This window comes from Klebsiella sp. R445 (assembly GCF_051131755.1).
In the GTDB taxonomy this organism is placed as follows: domain Bacteria; phylum Pseudomonadota; class Gammaproteobacteria; order Enterobacterales; family Enterobacteriaceae; genus Klebsiella; species Klebsiella lignicola.
In genome coordinates, this window is the sequence record NZ_CP180446.1 from 1,801,533 (window position 1) to 1,821,892 (window position 20,360).

Sequence of the window (20,360 nt, forward strand, 5' to 3'; positions counted from 1 at the left end):
AAAATCAGTGCTGCTCTTTCTCGTTGTACTGGAAAGAGAAAAGGAAAATCAGTGCAATAACCGCAGCCGCCACCGCCGGGATCCACCAGAAGGTGACCCACGCCTGCGGCACGGTCTGCCCGGCCACCAGCTGGTTATACAGTGCGCCGGAAATTTGTGAGCCCAGCAGCATGCCGATGCCGTAGGTAAACATGACGATCATGCTTTGCGCCTGGCCCTTGACCTTGTCCCCCGCCACGCGGTCGGTATAGATAAAGCCGACGACAAAGAAGAAGTCATAGCACACGCCGTGCAGCAGGATGCCGAGATAGAGCAGGAAGCGCCCCTCTTCACTCACGCCGAGAGCAAAGAAAGCGTAACGGACAAACCACGCCACCATCCCGACCAGCAGCATGTACTTCACTCCCAGACGGCGGAACAACAGCGGGATCACCAGCATAAAGGCGATTTCCGACATCTGACCAAACGACATCGCGGTGCTGACATCCGCCACGCCCGCATCCGCCAGATAAGAAGCGGTATAGGCGTAGTAGGTCCCCAGCGGAATAGAGATCAGCGTGGCGCAGAGCGAAAAGATAAAGAAGTGGCGCGTCTTCAGCAGCGCGAAAGCATCGGCGCACAACAGATCGCGAAATTTCACCGGGATACCTTTGGCCGGTGCTGGCGTATGCGGCAGCGTCAGGCTATAGACCGCTAGCACCACCGAACACAGCGCCGCCAGATTAAAGATAGCGGTGGTGTCAGAAATCCCGGTGACCCCGATACAGATCCCGGCAATGATCCAGCCGATGGTGCCGAAGACGCGCACCACCGGGAAGGTCTTATCGACGTTGCTCAGGCTGTGGAAGGCGATATTATTGGTCAGCGCCAGCGTTGGCATATAGCACAGCGTATAGCCAAACAGCAGGCCGATCAGCAGCGCGCCATTTTGTGCCACCAGCGCCTGTGGGACGAACCACAGGATCACCGCGCCCGCCAGGTGCATCACCGCCATCACCTTCTGCGAAGCAAAAAAGCGGTCGACCAGCATCCCCAGCACAAACGGCGACAGGATCGAGGCAATCGGCCCGGCAGAAAACGCATCGCCAATCAGCAACGCCATATCGTAGCGGGTCATCACCAGCCCCATAGTCACCGACCAGCTTCCCCAGATAAAGAACTGCATAAACATCATTAGCGACAGACGCGGCACCAGAAACCGGTGCTGCACGCAGGCACTTTCACGACCTTCACTTGTGGATACCATGTTCACACCCTCAAAAAGTAATCGATTACAAAACATCTCGAGATAGAAAGTAATCGATTACAAAAAGAAGATCCTTAGCGATATACGTTAAGCGCGAAGACGATCACAATAATAAGCAGAGTGCCCCGACGGATGCCGGGGCAAGAGATATTACGCCGGACGGCGCAGCAGCTTGAAGACCACAAACAGGAACAGGATCCAGACCGGCAGCAGAATAGCCGACAGGCGCATGCCGTCGAGGGTGCACATCAGCACCAGGATCAATGCCAGGAAAGCAATGCACAGATAGTTGCCACCCGGCGCCAGCAGCGCTTTGAACTTCGACTCGCGGCCTTTACGTCGCTGCGCGGCGCGGAATTTCAGGTGCGCCATGCAGATCATGATCCAGTTCAGCAGCAGCGTCGCCACCACCAGTGCCATCAGCAGACCCAGCGCTTTTTGCGGCAGCAGGTAGTTCAGCAGCACCACCAGCGAGGTGATCACCCCGGAAAGGATCAGCGAATTGACCGGCACGCCGCGCTTGCTGACGCGAGCGAGAAGCTTCGGCGCGTTGCCCTGCACCGACAGGCCGAACAGCATCCGGCTGTTGGAGTAAACGCCGCTGTTATAGACCGACAGCGATGCCACCAGGATGACAAAGTTCAGCGCAGAAGCCACCACGTTGCTGTCAAGATTGTGGAAAATCATTACAAACGGGCTGCTGTCGGATTTGATCTCGACCCACGGGTAGAGCGCCAGCAGGACCACCAGCGAACCGATATAAAACAGCAGAATACGGTACACCACCTGGTTGACCGCCTTCGGAATGCTCTTTTCCGGATTCTGCGCTTCCGCCGCGGTAATACCGATCAGCTCCAGGCCGCCGAAGGAGAACATAATCACCGCCAGCGACATCACCAGGCCATGCCAGCCGGTGGCAAAGAAACCGCCGTGACGCCACAGGTTATCAAAGCCGGCTTTACTGCCGCCGTGGCCGCCAAACAGCATCCACAGGCCAAAACCGATCATGCCGATAATCGCCAGCACTTTGATCAACGCAAACCAAAACTCCGCCTCGCCATACAGGCGGACGTTCACGAGGTTAACGGCGTTGATAATCACGAAGAAGGCCGCGGCCCAGACCCAGGTGGGGACATCGGGAAGCCAGTACTGCATATAGATGCCGGCGGCGGTCAGCTCCGCCATGCCCACCAGCACGAACATCACCCAGTAGTTCCAGCCGGAGAGGAAACCAGCAAACGGGCCCCAGTATTTATAGGCAAAGTGGGCGAAGGATCCGGATACCGGCTCTTCCACCACCATTTCGCCAAGCTGGCGCATGATCAAAAATGCCACGATCCCGGCGACCGCATAGCCAATTAACACCGCTGGACCGGCCATCTGAATCGCCGGACCAATCCCAAGGAACAAACCGGTACCGATGGCACCGCCCAGAGCAATTAACTGAATATGTCGGTTCTGTAAACCGCGATGAAGCGCCGGGCCGCTATCTGCTGCGGTATCTGGCTGCGTTGACGCGTCTTTCACGTCGATCACCTGTTAGTTTCTATGAAGGGGCACCTTTTTACACTTCTGCTGGCCCTACTTCAAGTTACAGATGCGCTGGCTTCGTTCGTTGATGACTCGATAGCGAGGAGCGGGCAGACCTGTCCGCTCCTGCATGGTGACTTAGAAATCGTAGCCTACCGACACTTTGAACGTCCGTGGTTCGCCGCGGAACAGATAGGTTCCGCTGTCATCCGCACCGGACCAGTAGTTCTCATCTGTCACGTTATCCACGCCCGCCCGCACCGTCATCTGGTTCTGATTCTCGTTCAGCGCCAGGCGATAGCGCACGCCGAGATCGAGGGTGGTGAAACTATCGATCTTCTTGGTGTTCGCCTGATCGGCGTACTGCGATCCGGAATGGTTGAGGCGGGCTGTTGCGGTCAGGCCATCGATAGGCTTGATGTCGTACTCTGCGCCCAGCACCGCATAGAATCCCGGTACGCCAATCGCGGTTTTACCATCGTTGATGCCATCTTTGGTTTTCGACAGCTCGGCTGCCAGCCAGGTGGCGCTGGCATTCAGGCGCAGGCCATACATCGGTTCGCCGAAGACGTTAAATTCAACGCCGCGGTTACGCTGCTCGCCGTTAAGGCCATAGTGTTTCTGGCTATCAAGAAATGCTGAGGGCATTTTAATCTCAAACAGCGCCAGCGAGCCGCCAATTCGGCCAAAATCAGCCTTCACGCCGACTTCATTTTGTTTGGAGTGAATGATGCCGATGCTTTCACCATAGTTGGTCGCGGAGGTCGGGGCATTACTTCCCGGCTGCAACGCTTCGGTGTGGTTAGCGTATAAAGAGATAACCTCCCACGGCTTGTAGACCACCCCATAGGTTGGCATCCAGCGGCTATCGTCATACGCATCGCTTTGCAAACCGGTGGTTTTGTCGTAGTTACGCACCACCACTTTTTGATGACGTGCGCCAACGGTAAACAGGAGCGTATCGTCCAGTACGCCCAGCGTATCGCTCAGTAACCAGCCCTGCGTACGGGTACGACCGCTGGTGAGCGGATCGTAATAGTCACCACCGAAAGATGAGTTCGCGGGAGGGGCAACCTGCTGGGTATCGTAGATATTTACCTGCGGGTTATCCGCGGCTTTCGACATGCGCCACGCCGTTTTATCGTTCTGGGTTTTCGCCGAATAGCCGACATTCACTTTGTGCGAGACAAAACCGGTAGCAAACTCACCGCGTATTCCGGCCATACCGCTGGCGGTATCAATGTAGCGGTTGGTATCCAGGCGTCCCGCGGTGGCGTTACCCTCGCGATCGATCAACTTAGACGCGCTGTATAAACCAATCTCATGGGCATGCTGAGCGCCCAGCGACGCATAGGCCGTCCATTTATCGACAATGTCGTACTCCATTCTCAGCATACCAAACTCATTTTCGATATCGCTGTAGGCCCAGTCTTGCGTGTAGTTGTGGGTATTACCCGGGAGGCGCGGGATAAAATCGACAGCAGAAATGTTGATTCCCATCGGACCGCCATGGAACGTTTTCTTCTGATAACCAAAATCAAAAGAGCTACGTAAACGTTCGCCGCGATAATCGAGACCAATGGAGGCCAGGGTGGTTCTGCGCTTGTCATTCTCGACCGCCGCCTCACCTTCGCGATGCACCAGGTTTACCCGTGCGCCAAACTGGTTATCGTCGCCAAAGCGGCGCCCTAAATCCAGCGAACCACCAACCTGAGAATCAGAGGTGTAATCCACACCTACGTGAGCCGTCGGGGTATCTTCCGCCCGCTTAGGCTCGAGGTTAATCATCCCCCCAACGCCTGAACTGGCGGCGCCGTTAAGCAGAGAGTTCGCCCCCTTAAAAATTTCTACCCGCTCAAGCATGGCGGTATCCACCACCTGACGCGGTACCACGCCAGCCAGCCCGCTGAGGGTCATATCATCGCCATCGAATTTGAGGCCGCGAATACGGTAGGTTTCAGCGTAGTTACCATAGCCCTGTACCGGCTGGACCCCGGCATCGTTACTCACCACGTCGGTAATGGTGTGCGCCTGCTGGTCCTGAATCAGCTTAGAGGTATAGCCGATGATGCTAAACGGCACGTCCATCGCGTTTTGTTCACCCAGCATCCCAAGACGACCGCCGTTCGCTACCTGTCCATCGAGATAAGCCGGCACCACCAGATCGCCGCCAGATTTAAAATCACTGTCGGGTACCGCCTGGACGACCATCGTTTCTTCTGTTTTCTTGCGCTCGGCGTCGTTTTCCGCCGCCGTGGCAGAATGGGCGATCGCGCCAATGGTTAACGCCAGCAGCGTTTTCCGTAGCGGGAAAGCCGGGTAGTGAGAGGTATGCATAATTTGTCCCATCGGTGAGGAAAGTAAAACAAAGGGCCCGCCGCCGGGCCCGAATTTCTTATTTCGCGTTCAGGTCGATACGGACAACGCTGTCCGGACCTTTGGTCGAATGATCTTTGTTAAACGGCTGTTTGACGGTGACAAACAATGTCTGGCCGTCGGCGGAGAGCAGCAGGCTGTTCGGGTTCGCCGGGATCGCCCAGCTGTGCTTCAGCGCATAGCTGGTGCCATCGAGGCTGATAACCTTGCCGGATTCGCGCTGGGAGATATAAATCTCATTGCGTATTGGGTTGAACTGCACCGCCAGCGAGTCGCCCACGTCCAGTTGCTTAATCACTTTGCCGCTATGAATGTCCAGCACCAGAGTGGTTTTGGCTTTTGAGTTGTCGGTGACGAACAAGCGGCCGGTCTTACTGTCTTCGGCAAGGTTCAGCAACAACGCTGGCTTATCGCCGAGCGGTTTCCAGCGCTGCTCAACGCGGTTATTGCGTGGATTGATCACCAGAATTTCACCGCTGCCGTTGGCGGCATACAGACGTCCGGTTTGCGCAGAATAGTGCAGGCCCGTCATCCATTTTCCGGTGTTTTTAATCCGCGTTTTCAGCTTCAGCGTGGTGGCATCCACCACCCAGATTTGCGCCGGATCGGCAACGGCGCCGACATACAGGGTGTTATCCAGCAGCAGGATCTGGCGCGCGCCGTACGGCAGGTCTTTGTCATTGCGCTCGCTGAACAGCAGGCGTTTTTTCACTTTGCCGGTGGCGGTGTCGATGGCGCTGATGCCGCCATCCAGCGAGTTCGTGACGAACAGCGTGCTACCGTCTGGCGTTATCTGTACCGCAAAGTTTTTCAGGTCGGTGTAGCTCAGGCCGATCGTCTTCAGGGTTTTCGGGTCGAGCTTATACACCGCCCCGCCCTGCACATCTTTAAACCCTTCTGCGCTGGCAACGTACAGGGCATCGCCCTTCGGGCTGAGCGCCATTTCGTACAGCCCCTCCGCCAGCTCGCGTTTCAACGGCTGTGCGACGGTGGTGGTGGTTTTCTCTACCGCAGGCGGGGTGACAGGGGCGGAGCGGTTGGCAACGCAGCCGCTTAAGACAGCAGAAATCGCCAGAGCTAATACCGGTATGGTGTATTTCATTGTGGAGATCCTTAACAAAATCAATGAGCCAGTGGTAGCTCCGCGCCGATATTATGATTTTCCGGCCTGACGAGAGTGAGCCCCACCCTGTGCCTTCGCTGTTTCCCTGTGAGCAAGTCACTGGCGCAGGTCAGTCCATGCTTAGCCTGCAAACAAAAAGAAGAATGAGAACTATACGCATTATCTTTTTGTGCGCAAGCCGAATTATGTCGCCAGAACGGCGGAGGAGAAAAGCAACAGGCCGCGCAATTTAGATTGCGCGGCCTGAAGATCATCGGGGTAATGCCAGCAGATAGCTTAGTAGCGCACCATCACCGATTTCAGTTCGGTGTAATCATCGATAAACGCGCTACCGAATTCACGCCCTGTTCCCGACCCTTTCATGCCGCCGAACGGCACCGCCGGGTCGAGAAAGGTGTGCATGTTCACCCAGACGATCCCGGCGTTAATCGCCTCAGAGTAGCGCAGCGCTTTGCGGATATTATCCGACCAGACGCTGGCGGCGAGGCCAAACGGCGAGGCGTTGATGCGGGACAGCGCATCCGCTTCGCTCTGGTAACCGATAAAACTACACACCGGGCCGAACGTCTCTTCCTGCATCAGGGTGCTGTTTTCGCTACGCACCTTCACCGCCGTCGGCAGGACGAAATAGCCCTCGCCGGGCAGCGCTTCGCCGCCGCAGACGATGGTGTCACCCTCTTGCCGCGCCGTCTCAATCAGCTGCAGGACTTTCTCAAACTGCTGCCGGTTGGCCAGCGGCCCCATTGGCGTTTGCTCGTCCAGCGGCGAGCCGGGACGCAGTGCTGCAAGCCGCTGTTTCAGCAGCTCAAGAACCGCATCCAGCTTGCCTTCCGGCAGATAAAACCGCTCGGCGGCGGCGCAGATTTGCCCCTGGTTGAGATAGCCCGCTTCGATAATGCCGTCGGCCATCGCCTCGGGGGTGAGATCGTCGAGGAACAAGGCGGCATTTTTGCCCCCCAGCTCCAGAGTGACACGTTTCCCGGCCCCGGCCGCCGACTGCTGGACCTTACCGCCGGTGACCACCGAACCGGTAAAACTGACCTTCGCACAGGTCGGGTGGGTAATCAGCCGCTGGGCGATATCCCCCCCGGCGCCGTTAACCACGTTGATCACACCGTCGGGGATCCCCGCCGCTTTGGCCAACTCCGCCACCCGTAGCAGGGTCAGCGGCGTATATTCGCTCGGTTTCAGCACGATGGTGCAGCCGCACACCAGCGCCGCCGCCAGCTTCCAGATAGCGATCATGATCGAAAAATTCCACGGCACGATCCCCACCACCACGCCCAGCGGCTGGCGACGGGTAAACGCCGTGTACTTCTCACCGGCCATCGACGGAAGCGACACATCCAGGGTTTCCCCCGTGACTTTCCCGGCCCAGCCGGCAAAGTAGCGCAGGAACGCCACCGATTGATCCAGTTCGAGCATCCGCGCCAGGGAGATGGTTTTCCCGGAGCACAGGCTCTCCAGCTGCGCCAGCTCCTCGCGATGCGCTGCCAGCTGGTCCGCCAGTTTCAGCAGCAGCGTGCCGCGCTGTAGCGCCGGCGTCTCACGCCAGGTGGCAAACGCCTGACTGGCGCTCGCCATCGCCTGCGCCGCCTGATCCGCATTCGCGGATGTCACGTTCGCTATCGCTTTACCGGTGGCGGGATTGACGACGGCCAGCGTCGGTCCGTTACCCGGCAAGGCTTCCCCGGCAATAAACTGGCCGTGGGGTTGGCGTAAAAACGCGGTTACTTCAGCAAGCAAGGTTACGTCGCTCATCGGTGGCACCCGTGGTTTCAGAAAATGTCCCCCATCCCACCACGTCCGGTTCGCGCAGCCTATCGTTCTAAAGAACGTCATTCTTTCGAACGATATTCAGCCCCCCGCCGCCATGCTGTGATGGGTGCCTTAGCCAGGCGAGACAGGGTAACGCTATGAATATCAAAATCGATGCGCTGAACTACTATGGCGCCACCAAAAAATACCAGCTGCATTTTCCGGCGCTGCAGGACGATATCGAAGCCGACGTGGTGATCATTGGCGGCGGCTTTTCCGGGATCAACACCGCGCTGGAGCTGGCGGAACAGGGCATCACCAACGTGGTGGTGCTGGAGGCCCGCCATTTAGGCTACGGCGGTACCGGGCGCAACGGTGGCCAGGTGATGGCCGGTATTGGTCACGACATTGAAGCAGTGAAAAAACACGTGGGGAAAGAGGGGCTGGAGACGCTGTTTAAAATCTCTAACCTTGGTGCGGGGATCATTCGCGAGCGCATTCAAAAATACAATATCGACGCCGACTTCGTCCCCGGCTACGGCTATCTGGCCTACAACCAGCGTCAGTTGAAGACGCTGCGCCAGTGGGAGAAAGAGTTCAAGGCCGCCACCCCGGATGAAGATATCGCCCTCTATACCGGCAGCGACGTGCAGCAGGTGGTCGGCTCCGATGTGTACTGCGGTGCGCTCAAGCACATGGGCGGCGGGCAGATCCACTCGCTGAATATGCTGCTGGGATCGGCGCAGGCGGCGCACTCGCTGGGGGTGAAAATTTTCGAATCCTCGCCGGTGGTTGAAGTGGATTACGGTAAAACGGTCCGCGTCCGCACGGCGATGGGCAGCGTCAAGGCCGCCAAACTGCTGTGGGCCTGCGACAGCTTCCTCAACAATATGGAACCGGAGATCTACAACAAGACCCTGGTGACCTACTCCTATCAGGTGTCGACCGAGCCGCTGTCCGATGCGCTGATTGAACGCATCAGCCCGCTGCGCGGCGCCTTCAGCGATATTCGCCCAGTGATCAACTACTACCGCATTACCCGGGAAAACCGCCTGCTGTTTGGCAGCGCCACCCGTTATCTTGAGTATACCCCCAACGATTTTGCCGCCTGGAACCGCACCCTGCTGGCGGAGGTCTTCCCGTATCTGAAGGATGTCAAAATCGACTTCGCCTGGGGCGGCCCGATGGCCTGCAGCGCCAACCTGTTCCCGCAGATAGGCACCCTGCGCGAGCACAATAACGTCTTCTACGTTCAGGGTTACTCCGGCTTCGGCGTCACCCCCTCGCACATCGTGTGCAAAATTCTCGCCGAGGGCATCAATGGCGGCTCCGATCGCTACCGCCTGATGAGCAGCATTCCCCACGCGACAATCCACGGTCGTGACAGCCTGCGCACGCTGCTGGTCACCGCCGGAAAACTTATGCATCAAACCGCCGGTTATTGGAAAGGCCGGAGTTAACCAGGAGAACATCATGCACGCATTTAAACTCGATCAACCTGTTCCCGAACTGCAGCCTATCGGCAGCGTCAGCCTGCTGGGCGCGACGCCGACCGCTGGCGATCCGCAGGTAGCGGGCGCTATGATTTACGGTGAACCGCAGGACCCCTTTACCTGCGGTCTGTTTTCCTCCACCCAGGGGAGCTTTACCATGACCTATCCGTTTACCGAACACGCTACCGTCCTCGAAGGCGAAGTTGAGCTGACCGTCGCTGGCGGCCAGCCGCAGCGCTTCGTGGCGGGCGACAGCTGGTTTGTCAAACAGGGCACCGAAGTGGAGTGGAAGATCCTGACGCCGCGTTTCGTTAAGCACTACCTGGCCAACGTCGAAAGCCGCTAACGCCCCCCGCCACTCCCCGGCGCACGGCGGCGGGGAGTGGCGCCTGCTCTACATCACAGAATCAAGCGCCGTTCTCCACCTTCAGGACGATATTCATTGAGCCGGATGCCAACCTAAATTATGACTATCCGGAATGGCGCTTCGCTTTGCGCCGCTCCCTGCCCTTCCCTATTTTGTGCAGAGGTTGACTATGTTCAGTAAAAGACTCGCCAGCCATCTCGAACGCGGCGTCGTCGGCTTTCCCACTACCCTCGCCAGCTCCGTCGGGCTGATTATGGCCAGCCCGGTGATCCTCACCGTAACCAGCGGTTTTGGCATGGGTGGCGACACCTTCGCCCTGGCGGTGCTGCTGGCGTTTATCATGATGCAGGCACAGGTCACCACCTTTGCCGAGGCGGCCACGCTGATCCCCACTACCGGTTCGGTCTATGACTATATCGCCTGTGGGATGGGACGTTTTTTTGCGATCACCGGCGCACTGTGCGCCTATCTGATCGTCCATATTTTTGCCGGAACCGCAGAAACCATTCTCGCCGGGGTGATGGCGCTGGTGAACTTCGAATCCATCAGCAGCCAGATGGCGGTGCACCAGAACACCTGGATGGTGGGCGTCGGGATGGTGGTGGTGTTCGGCCTGCTGAACGCCATTGGCGTGGAGATCTTCGGCAAGGTGGAAGTGGTGCTGACCTTCGGGATGTGGAGCACCCTGACCATCTTCGGCCTGTGCGGTATTTTTATGGCGCCGGTGACCCACCTTTCCGGCTGGTTCGGGACGCCGCTGAACGTCAGCGACCTCTCCGGCCTGTTCGGCTATATCGGCATGGCGATGTTTATGTTCGTCGGCTGCGAGCTGGTCACACCGATGGCCCCGGAAATTAAACAGGCCCACCGCACCATTCCGCGCGCCATGGCGCTCGGTCTGTTCGGCGTCGCCAGCTGCATGTTTATCTACGGCGCGGCCATTAACCGTCAGGTCGAAAACGTGGTGCTGGATGCGGCGACCAACGTCCATCTGCTGGATACGCCGATGGCGATCCCGGCCTTTGCCGAGCGGGTGATGGGCCATGCGGGCCAGTACTGGCTCGGCGTCGGGCTGCTGCTGGCGGGCTGCGCCACCATCAATACCCTGATGGCCGCCGTGCCGCGCATTATCTACGGGATGGCGCTGGACGGCGCCCTGCCCCGCTTCCTCACCTGGCTGCACCCGCGCTTTAAGACGCCGGTCATCGCCATTGCCATCGGCGTGGCGATCCCTTGCCTGCACGCCTGGTATCTGAACGGCGATATTGACCGGATCGTTCCGCTGATCCTCGCCGCCGTTTGCGCCTGGGGCGTGGCTTATCTGCTGGTGACCCTGTCGGTGGTGCTGCTGCGTATCCGCCGCCCGGACCTGCCGCGGGCCTATCGCTCACCGTGGTTTCCGCTGCCGCAGATTATCTCCAGCGTCGGGATTATTATCGCCATCATCAACATCACCCCGCCGGGCATGGACAGCCGCGACGTGCTGGTGCCGTTCGGCATCATGCTCGGGCTGACCGCCGCCTACGCGTTGTTCTGGACGGTGTGCGTTCAGCGGGTCAATCCGTTCCGTCCGGTACCCGTCGAAGAGGTGGTGGAGCGCGCCATCGGCAACTACGAGAAACAAAACCATGGGGAGATGACACCCGATGTCCTCCGTCCCCTCGTTTAGCACGCCGTTAATGAATGCAGTCCAGCGCGATCTCGCCGGCTGGCCCGGCGAAAAGCTCAGCGAGCGCAGCGCGGTACTGCACCTTAACGCCAGCACCGATGTCACCGTCAGCGTTCGCCAAAAACGGCTGTTTATGGCGAGCATTCACAGTTGCGAATTTGTCGTTGAGGGGCCGCTCTCCCGGCCCGCTCAGGGGAAGATCCGCGCCCATCAATCCGGCTGGCTGAAACGCCAGCCGGTCACCTTTCGCGGCAGCAAAACCGCCGCTGAACTCGCCCGCTATCTCAACGGTTTTCCCCGCTTGCAGCAGACGCTCAGCGAACTGGACTATCGCCGCTTCACCTTTACCCTCGACGACCAGCGCTGGCGCTGCTGCATTGAGCCGTGGGCCGCCAGTGAAGTGGTCTGCAAAATGCCGCCCCTGCGCCGCTATCTGCGTCTCGAAAAACAGCAGCGCATGCTGCTGTTGAGCGTCATGAGCATGATGAATCAGGCGGTCAATCAGTGGATGCAGCAGACGGTAACAACAGAAGGGCATTCGCAGGAGAACGCTTCTCCGCGTTGATTGCGGAGAAGCGTGGGGCCGTTAGTTCAGGCCAAACTGACGCGCCAGGGTATCAAGCGCCTGGCGCTGGAAAGCGCTAAATGCTTCACGCGGTTGTTGCTGTTGAATAAATTCCAGCAACGGATCCTCCACCGCGGTTCTCACGCCGCTCAACGCTTCCATCACCGCCAGCCCGCAGAACGGTACGTAGGATTCGGCGTAGCCCCCTTCATGCACCATCACCAGCTTACCGCCGCACAGCCGATCTGCCGCAGCCTGCACCTGTTCGGTCATCGCGCGGAAGCTATCACTGTGCAACTGCATCCGCGCCAGCGGGTCCATGGCGTTCGCATCGTAACCGCAGGCCACGATAATCAGCTCCGGTTCAAAGCGGGTCAGCGCCGGGATCACGATGGTCTCCAGCGCATAGCGCCAGCTGTCGTCTCCCGCGCCGGCCATCAGCGGAATATTGATGTTATAGCCTTCGCCCGCGCCGGTGCCGCGGTCGTCTTCCCCGGCATAGCCCGGCGGGAAGCAACCGTCCTGGTGCAGCGAAATAGTCAGAACATCGTCACGTTGCAGATAGATATGCTGCGTCCCGTTGCCGTGGTGGACATCCCAGTCGAGGATCGCCACTTTGCCCAGGCCGTGCAACGCCTTCGCCCGCTCGACGGCAATGGGAATATTGGCGAGGAAACAGAAGCCCATCGACTGGTCAGGCAGGCAGTGGTGTCCCGGCGGCCGCGACAGCGCGTAGGCGTTATCCAGTTCACCGCGCAATACCGCCTCGACCGCAGCGCTGGCCAGCCCGGCAGACAGCGAGGCTATCTCGTAGCTGCCCGGCCCCAGCGGCGCCTCTTTCCCCAGCATGCCACCGCCGTTATCGCTGATCGCCTTAAAACGCTCAAGATAATGGACCGGATGAATGCGCTGCAGATCCTCCTCGCTCGCAGCCGCCGCGCTGTAAAGCTGCAGCTGGGCGGTCAGACCCGACACATCCATCAGGTTTTTCATTCGCCGTTTAGTCTCCGGCGACTCGGCATGGCCGCCCCCTGCTGGCGGCTGTACCCAGCCCCCGACCGGTAAGGTCACCGCATGCAGGCCGGTGCTGTGCCAGAAACAACGCTCATCAAAGAAGAAACCGGTTTTTCTTTTCACTCTATCCTCCTGTTAGATCACGCTTTCCGGCGGGCGATGCCGCCAGAATCAATCCTGCCGAGAGCAAGGCGCAGCCGCCTGCTGCGGCCAGCAGCGCGTCGGCGCTGGAAAAATGTTGCAGCAGCGTCCCGGCCAGCGCCGGACCGGCGGCCATACCGCCGCCAATCACCAGATTGATGCTGTTCATCAAGCGGCCGCTGTTATCCAGCCCGGCGACGCGGGCGAGAATAAACGGCAGGACAAAGGTCCAGGTGAATTTGAACAGCACCGCCGCCAGCGCGAAGCGCAGCAGCAGCGGGTGGCTGATAAGCAGAACAATGCTGAGGATCAGCAGTCCGTAGCCCAGCCAGACCGCCATGCGGTCCGGGCGCTGCGTGCCACGTAAGGCCGCACCACCGGCGCCAAGAATGCCGAACACCGTCGCCACCGCCAGGACCAGGCCAATCTGCGACGCCGTCAGCCCTGCCGCGCTCCCGATGGTGCCGATAAAGGTCCATACCGCGCTGAGGCTGATATAAAAGGTCAGGACCGCCAGCACCGCGAGAAGCTTACGCAGCGGCGCGACGGCGGGCTGCCGACGGGAAGTCGACATCGGCTGAAAGCGCGGTGGAAATGCCGATACCAGCGGCAGACAGCAGAGCATGATGGTGGCGAGGATCAGATACACCACCTTCAGGCCGAAACTGGCAAACAGACCGGGGAGGATCAACAGTCCCACAATTCCCAGCAGCAGCTGGCCCAGCACCCAGAAGGCATACACCCGCGAAGGATTGGCGGTGCCCGCCGCACAGCTGATGCACAGGATCATCAGCGTGCCGCCGGCCAGCGAAGCGATAAAACGGGCCAGCAGCAGCGTTTCATAGTGGCTCACCGCCGCCGAGGCCAGGTTCGCCAGCAGAAACACCACCCCGGCCGCCAGCGCCACGCGGCGCCAGTTGAGGCGGCTCATCCACCACCATGCCGGCAGGGTCGCCAGGCTCATCGCCCCCAGCTCAGCCGAGAACAGATAGCCGATGTGCCCGGGGGACAGTCGCCACTCGCTGGCTAACTGAGCGGCCACCGCCGGAGCGGTCATCAGGATCCCCGGCGCAATCGCGGCAAAAATCACGATGGCGCACAGCAGGCGAACGGTAAACACCAGGCCGGTGGGCCGGGATAAGCTGTTTTCAGTAACAGGTGTACTCGACATCGTGATGCGTGCTCCAGTCAAAAAAACCGCCCCCCGGACAATAGCCCAGGGAGTGATACCGTCTGGCATCAGGAAAATGCCGCCATTGACGGCGGCGCGCGGGATGCGATGAGTCAGATTACAGATGCAGCGTGCGCTGAGCGGATGGCATCCAGGTTCGGGAAACGAGCTCGGTACGATTGACCACGTCGGTCTTGGCGAAAATATTGCGTAAGTGGGTTTTCACGGTGGAGAGCGAAATATCCATCTGGCGGGCGATCAGCTTATTGCTGGCCCCTTCGCGCACCATGCCGACCACTTCACGCTCTTTGGCTGTCAGCATCGCCGGCAGGTCATCTTCCTGCTCGAGACAGTCGTGAATAGCCAGCTCCACCAGCGGCAGTACCGCCTGGGCGCGCAGGCGCTCTTCGCTGGAGAACGGCGCGTCGCGCATTAAGGAGATGCCGGCAATAATGCGTCGGTCGCGGCGGATAAAGACTTCCGTCATGTCGCGGACGTTATTCGGCAGCATAAACTCGTGGTAATAGTGACGGTGGCGGTCGCACACCCCCGGCGTCATCGCCGCCATGGTAATCGCCTGGTGGCTAAAGCGGGACGGCAGCAGTGGGTCCAGCGGCTGAAAACATTCCAGATATTGTTGATGCGTATTGGCCGAAATATTATGCAAAATATAGTCTTCGGGTTTTAAACGCTGATTAACCCGATAAAAAACCGCCGATGACAGTGGAATTAACTGTGAAATAGTCTGTAAACAACGGGCAATTATCGCATCATTACGACTGGCTTTTAATAAAGCAGACATGATTCCCCTCCCGTCGAGGTGAAAGTGCGTTAAACGCGGATGAATACCAGATAGATGAAGCATACATTTCACATTTAAGTAACACAATCATTAACATGTTAACAGTGTGATATGGGTTACAAAAAATTATTCAACACCTTGTTAATTAAAGAGTTAATAATCCACATGCCGTGTTGTTATCGACATTACATTAAAACATAAACAAAAGTTATTAACTTAATGGCCGCTCGCCGCGTCAGGATTTTGCTCCTGCCATTTTTTTATCAGTAACTCGTCCTTTAGAACGAGTGATTTTTTTAAGCGCTACTCTATACCTAATAAATATTTTTCTTATCCGCTGCTTAACCATTCCCGGAAGCGCAGCTTTGTGCTGCCCAAATAATAGCGTTCGCCGGAAAAATAAATACGGAGCCATCGATGCTGAATATCGCCGCGCTACGCCAGCAGCAAATTCCGCTGGTCATTGAACCCCGGGCAACGGTGCCCTTTCATATTCTGATCAAACCGATTGGCCCGGCCTGCAATCTCGCCTGTCGCTACTGTTACTACCCGCAGGGCGACACCCCGGTGCAAAAAATGGACGATGCAATGCTGGCGTCGTTTATTCGCCGCTATATTGCCGCCCAGCCCCCCGGCGCGCGGGAGATCAATTTTGTCTGGCAAGGCGGCGAGCCGCTGCTGGCCGGGCTGAGCTTTTATAAAAAAGCGCTGGCGCTACAGCAGCAGTATGCCCCGCCGGGAGTGACGATCAGCAACAGCCTGCAAACCAACGCGACGCTAATCAACGATGCGTGGTGCCGCCTGTTTCATGAGCATCGTTTTACGATTGGCGTCAGCCTCGAAGGTAGCGAAGCGCTGCAAAACCAGCACCGCCCGGATAAGCGCGGCCAGGCCAGCTATCCGGCGGCGCTGCGCGGCATCGCCCTGCTGCATCAGCATCAGGTGGAATTCAATTTACTGGTGGTGGTGCATGACGCGATGACCCGCCATGCGGCCGCTATTTACGACCACGTTGTCAGCCTGGGCGCCCGCTATCTGCAATTTCAGCCGCTGATGAGCGAAGGCGACGCCCTGCAGCAGGGCTATCAGCTAAGCGCCGACAACTGGGGACGCTTTATGGTGGCGGTCTGGCATCAGTGGCGCAAACGTTGCGATATGGGGCGGGTGTTCGTGATGAATATCGAGCAAGCGTGGGGGCAATATTTCACCCATACCAGCGCCACCTGCGTCCACGCGGCCCGCTGCGGCAGCAATCTGGTGATGGAGCCAGACGGTCAGCTGTACGCCTGCGACCATCTGATTAACGACCGTCATCACCTTGGCGCGCTCAGCGAACAGACGCTGGCCCAGGCGGTCGATAGCGCCACGCACCTGCCCTTCGGACGCGAAAAAAGCCGCCGCCGGGAGTGTCAGAGCTGCCCGGTGAATATGGTCTGCCAGGGCGGCTGCCCCGCCCACCTCAACGACGCCGGTTACAACCGGCTGTGCGCCGGCTACTTCCGCTTTTTTAACGAAATCCTCGCCCCGTTGCGCCCGTATTCCCGGGACATGAACGGCCTGCGGGCCTGGCGAACCGCCTTTGTCGACAGCCAGCAGTCGGCTGGCTAACCGATACCCCTCCCGTGTCGCGCCGTCTGCTTAGCGGGTGCGCCACCTTCCGAGCCAGTACAGGAGAATACGCAGTGAATAAAACAGCAGTGGCCGCCACCCTGGGCATGATCCTCTCCGGAGCAGCGCACAGTGCGCAAACCGAACGCCCCAACGTGATCGTCATTATCGCCGACGACATGGGCTATTCCGATATCAGCCCCTTTGGTGGCGAAATCCCGACGCCCAACCTGCAGGCGATGGCCGAACAGGGCGTGCGCATGAGCCAGTATTACACCTCGCCGATGTCCGCCCCGGCGCGTTCGATGTTGTTAACCGGCAATACCAATCAGCAGGCGGGTATGGGCGGCATGTGGTGGTACGACAGCACCATCGGTAAAGAGGGCTACGAGCTGCGCCTCACCGACCGCGTCACCACCATGGCAGAACGCTTTAAAGATGCCGGCTATAACACCCTGATGGCCGGGAAATGGCACCTCGGTTTCGTGCCCGGCGCCACGCCGAAAGATCGCGGGTTTAGCCACTCGTTCGCCTTTATGGGCGGCGGCACCAGCCATTTTAACGACGCGGTACCGCTGGGTACGGTCGAGGCGTTCCACACCTACTACACCCGCGACGGCCAGCGCGTTTCGCTCCCCGACAACTTTTACTCCAGCGAAGCCTACGCCAGCCAGATGAATGCGTGGATCAAACAGACGCCGTCGGAACAGCCGGTGTTCGCCTGGCTGGCCTTTACCGCGCCCCATGACCCGCTGCAGGCACCGGACGAGTGGATCGCACGTTTTAAAGGCCAGTATGAGCAGGGCTACGCCGAGGTCTATCGCCAGCGCATTGCCCGCCTGAAGGCGCTGGGGATCCTCCATAACGACACCCCGCTTCCTGGCCTCGATCTCGATAAAGAGTGGGAGGCGCTGACCCCGGATCAGCAAAAATACACCGCCAAAGTGATGCAGGTATACGCGGCGATGATCGCTAATATGGACGCGCAGATAGGCTCGGTAATGGCGACGCTAAAGCAGACCGGGCGTGATAAAAACACCGTGCTGCTCTTTTTAACCGATAACGGCGCCAACCCGGCGGAAGGCTTTTACTACGAATCAGAACCGTCGTTCTGGAAGCAGTTCGACAACAGCTACCAGAATATCGGGCGCAAAGGCTCGTTCGTCTCCTACGGCCCGCACTGGGCCAACGTCAGCAACGCCCCTTACGCCCGCTACCACAAAACCACCAGCGGCCAGGGAGGGATCAACACCGACTTTATGATCTCCGCTCCCGGAATTGTGCGTAACGGAAAGATCGACACCTCCACCATGGCGGTGTACGACGTCGCCCCGACCTTATATGAGTTCGCCGGTATCGATGCCACTAAACCGCTGGCGAAGAAGCCGGTGCTGCCGATGGTCGGCGTCAGCTTTAAGCGCTATCTGACCGGAGAAACCCAGCAGCCGCCACGCTCCTCTTACGGCGTCGAACTGCATAACCAGGCTGCCTGGGTTGACGGCGACTGGAAGCTGAGGCGGCTGGTGAAAACCTTCCCGCAGGCCGGCGATGCACCATGGGGGCTGTTCAATCTTAAGCTCGACCCGCTGGAGACCCACGATGTCGCGGCGCAATATCCGCAGCGGGTGCAGGCGATGAGCGATGCCTATGCGGCGTTTGCCAAACGCACCATGGTGGTCCACGCCGACGGCAAGCTGATTGACTACGCCGGTATTGACAGCAAAACCGGCCGCTACCTCGCCGTCGATCCCCAGACCATGGAGTCTGTTCCAGCCCCGCAGGCAATTCCTGTGAGCCAGGGCAACTGATCGACCCCGGCTCTCGTTCTTCCGGACGATAGCCGGGATCTGGCCCCCTTTTTAAGGTAGGAAAAACGCAGGTAACGGGAGAAACAGAATGGCTAAAGTGGTGGTGATCACCGGCGGTGGAACCGGCATCGGCGCCGCCTGTGCGCGGCAGATGGCGGCGGCGGGCGATACGGTCATTATTATCGGACGTCGCCTCGCCCCTCTGCAGGCGCTGGCGCAGGAGACCGGCGCGCTGGCGCTGACCGGCGATGCCGCCAGCGGTAGCGACTGGCAGCACCATCTGCTGCCGGCCATCCTCGCGCAAGCGGGCGGTATCGACATCTTGCTGTGCTGCGCCGGCGGAATGGGCAACAGCGCGGCGGCGCAAACCAGCGACCAGCAGTGGCGTCAGGCGCTGGAGAGCAATCTCGACAGCGCTTTCGCCAGCGTCCGCGCCTGCCTGCCGTCGCTGATAGCTCGTCGTGGCAACGTGCTATTTGTCGCCTCAATCGCCTCTCTCGCCGCCGGTCCCGAGGCCTGCGGCTACGTTACCGCCAAACACGCGCTGATCGGTCTGATGCGTTCAGTCGCCCGGGATTATGGCCCGCAGGGCGTACGTGCCAACGCCATCTGCCCCGGCTGGGTTACTACGCCGATGGCCGACGAGGAGATGCAGCCGCTGATGGCCGCCCAGAGCATCAGCCTTGAGCAGGCCTATCGCCAGGTGTGCCGCGATGTGCCGCTGCGCCGTCCCGCCAGCGCCCAGGAGATCGCCCTCGCCTGTCAGTTTCTGTGCTCCCCGCAGGCATCGATCATCAGCGGCGCCACCCTGGTTGCCGACGGCGGCGCCAGCGCGGTGGATGTCCCGACCCTGGCGTTCTCTTCCCCTTAGTCAATAAGCAAAAAGGAACTCACATGACCGCAGAAGCCGTATTTATTCAGGTCGGCGCCCTGGCCGATGGTTTTGCCCCGCACGGCAACCTGTTGCCCGTCGCCACGTTAGCCAGCGGGGAATCCCTGACCTTTTATCTGCCGGACGGAACCCGCCATCAGCTGCAGATTGCCGATGCACACAACCTTATCTGGAACGGGCATCCGGTTGCCGGGCGCATCACCGCCCTACGCCCCGACGTACTGTTTATCGACTTTCTCGATCCCGTTCGGCAGAACGCCAGCATCAGCGCGGTGTGCAATCTTACGCAGCACAACGCCACCCTGGTTTACGGCGCGCTGCCCACCGAGCAGGCTGCTCGCCTGGATGCCTTCAGCCGCGTCGAGCAGGGTCTACCGCTGACGGCGGTTGAGGTGAGCTTCCATTTTGCCCGCCTGAACCACGAGCCGGGGCCGCTGCCGGCGTTCACCGGGGCGCTGGTGGGGATGCGCAATCAGTACACCTACAGCCCGACCGAGCGCTATGAACATATTTATCTCAATGATAATTTCTATGCCTGGCAGTGTCTGGATGGGGTGGAAAAGGGGCTGGCGGATGTCGACCGCTGTCATTATGTGCAGGTGGCAGACGATCTGACGCTGTTCGTCTGGCGGGAAAAAATCATCCCGACGTTAGGGGTGATCCTGATCGATCTTCAGCAAATGCGCACCGACGGCAAGATCCTCGGCTATCAGGGCAGCGATTTTTCCGCGCTGAGTAATTTCCCGGTCGGGGCCAGCGCGGAGATCCTCAATGTCACGACTCATCGGCCATAACCG

At 59.2% G+C, this 20,360-nt stretch carries 16 protein-coding genes; 8 read left to right on the forward strand and 8 right to left on the reverse strand.

Annotated elements, in window-relative coordinates; genetic code table 11:
* Positions 1-4: 4 nt before the first annotated feature.
* The 5 genes from ACMYSN_RS08405 to ACMYSN_RS08425 all read right to left on the reverse strand — a co-directional run bounded on the left by ACMYSN_RS08405 (position 5) and on the right by ACMYSN_RS08425 (position 8,036).
* Positions 5-1,210 carry an MFS transporter gene (locus tag ACMYSN_RS08405; protein ID WP_462498227.1) on the reverse strand — a complete coding sequence of 402 codons (1,206 nt, stop codon included), beginning with the start codon at positions 1,208-1,210 and terminating at the stop codon, positions 5-7.
* 186 nt (positions 1,211-1,396) lie between these two features.
* Positions 1,397-2,773: an APC family permease gene (pheP, locus tag ACMYSN_RS08410; protein ID WP_462497670.1), complete on the reverse strand. Its 1,377-nt coding sequence runs from the start codon at positions 2,771-2,773 to the stop codon at positions 1,397-1,399.
* Positions 2,774-2,914: 141 nt separating this feature from the next.
* Complete coding sequence (locus tag ACMYSN_RS08415) at positions 2,915-5,113, reverse strand: TonB-dependent receptor (RefSeq protein WP_462497671.1); 2,199 nt, start codon at positions 5,111-5,113, stop codon at positions 2,915-2,917.
* 58 nt (positions 5,114-5,171) lie between these two features.
* On the reverse strand, positions 5,172-6,254 hold the full coding sequence (locus ACMYSN_RS08420; protein WP_462497672.1) for a YncE family protein: 1,083 nt from the start codon (positions 6,252-6,254) through the stop codon (positions 5,172-5,174).
* Between the two features lie 297 nt (positions 6,255-6,551).
* Complete coding sequence (locus ACMYSN_RS08425; RefSeq protein WP_462497673.1) at positions 6,552-8,036, reverse strand: aldehyde dehydrogenase family protein; 1,485 nt, start codon at positions 8,034-8,036, stop codon at positions 6,552-6,554.
* 155 nt (positions 8,037-8,191) lie between these two features.
* Here ACMYSN_RS08425 and ACMYSN_RS08430 point away from each other — a divergent pair, with 155 nt between their 5' ends.
* The 4 genes from ACMYSN_RS08430 (at position 8,192) to ACMYSN_RS08445 (ending at position 12,127) form a co-directional block, all read left to right on the forward strand.
* On the forward strand, positions 8,192-9,493 hold the full coding sequence (locus tag ACMYSN_RS08430) for an NAD(P)/FAD-dependent oxidoreductase (RefSeq protein ID WP_123755838.1): 1,302 nt from the start codon (positions 8,192-8,194) through the stop codon (positions 9,491-9,493).
* 13 nt (positions 9,494-9,506) lie between these two features.
* A complete protein-coding gene (locus tag ACMYSN_RS08435) occupies positions 9,507-9,872 on the forward strand; it encodes a cupin domain-containing protein (protein WP_123755837.1) in 366 nt (121 codons plus the stop codon).
* Between the two features lie 190 nt (positions 9,873-10,062).
* Positions 10,063-11,562 (forward strand): APC family permease, encoded by a 1,500-nt coding sequence (locus ACMYSN_RS08440; protein WP_462497674.1) that lies wholly within the window; start codon positions 10,063-10,065, stop codon positions 11,560-11,562.
* A complete protein-coding gene (locus ACMYSN_RS08445; RefSeq protein WP_462497675.1) occupies positions 11,540-12,127 on the forward strand; it encodes a DUF3156 family protein in 588 nt (195 codons plus the stop codon). Before ACMYSN_RS08440 ends, ACMYSN_RS08445 begins: the two co-directional genes overlap by 23 nt.
* 21 nt (positions 12,128-12,148) lie before the next feature.
* Here the strand turns inward: ACMYSN_RS08445 and ACMYSN_RS08450 are convergent, their stop codons facing one another.
* The 3 genes from ACMYSN_RS08450 to ACMYSN_RS08460 all read right to left on the reverse strand — a co-directional run bounded on the left by ACMYSN_RS08450 (position 12,149) and on the right by ACMYSN_RS08460 (position 15,255).
* Positions 12,149-13,264 carry a class II histone deacetylase gene (locus ACMYSN_RS08450; protein WP_462497676.1) on the reverse strand — a complete coding sequence of 372 codons (1,116 nt, stop codon included), beginning with the start codon at positions 13,262-13,264 and terminating at the stop codon, positions 12,149-12,151.
* Between the two features lies 1 nt (position 13,265).
* On the reverse strand, positions 13,266-14,453 hold the full coding sequence (locus tag ACMYSN_RS08455) for an MFS transporter (protein ID WP_462497677.1): 1,188 nt from the start codon (positions 14,451-14,453) through the stop codon (positions 13,266-13,268).
* A gap of 118 nt (positions 14,454-14,571) precedes the next feature.
* A complete protein-coding gene (locus tag ACMYSN_RS08460; RefSeq protein ID WP_462497678.1) occupies positions 14,572-15,255 on the reverse strand; it encodes a helix-turn-helix transcriptional regulator in 684 nt (227 codons plus the stop codon).
* Between the two features lie 417 nt (positions 15,256-15,672).
* Between ACMYSN_RS08460 and ACMYSN_RS08465 the strand changes: the two genes are divergently transcribed.
* From ACMYSN_RS08465 to ACMYSN_RS08480, 4 genes are all read left to right on the forward strand, one after another.
* Entirely contained in the window at positions 15,673-16,863 is a 1,191-nt protein-coding gene (locus ACMYSN_RS08465; protein ID WP_462497679.1) for an anaerobic sulfatase maturase, read from the forward strand.
* A gap of 74 nt (positions 16,864-16,937) precedes the next feature.
* Positions 16,938-18,671, forward strand: a complete 1,734-nt coding sequence (locus ACMYSN_RS08470) for an arylsulfatase (protein WP_462497680.1) — start codon at positions 16,938-16,940, stop codon at positions 18,669-18,671.
* A gap of 88 nt (positions 18,672-18,759) precedes the next feature.
* Positions 18,760-19,542, forward strand: coding sequence for an SDR family NAD(P)-dependent oxidoreductase (locus ACMYSN_RS08475; protein WP_462497681.1), 783 nt, complete (start codon positions 18,760-18,762; stop codon positions 19,540-19,542).
* Between the two features lie 23 nt (positions 19,543-19,565).
* Positions 19,566-20,357, forward strand: a complete 792-nt coding sequence (locus tag ACMYSN_RS08480; RefSeq protein ID WP_462497682.1) for a MoaF C-terminal domain-containing protein — start codon at positions 19,566-19,568, stop codon at positions 20,355-20,357.
* Positions 20,358-20,360: the final 3 nt, after the last annotated feature.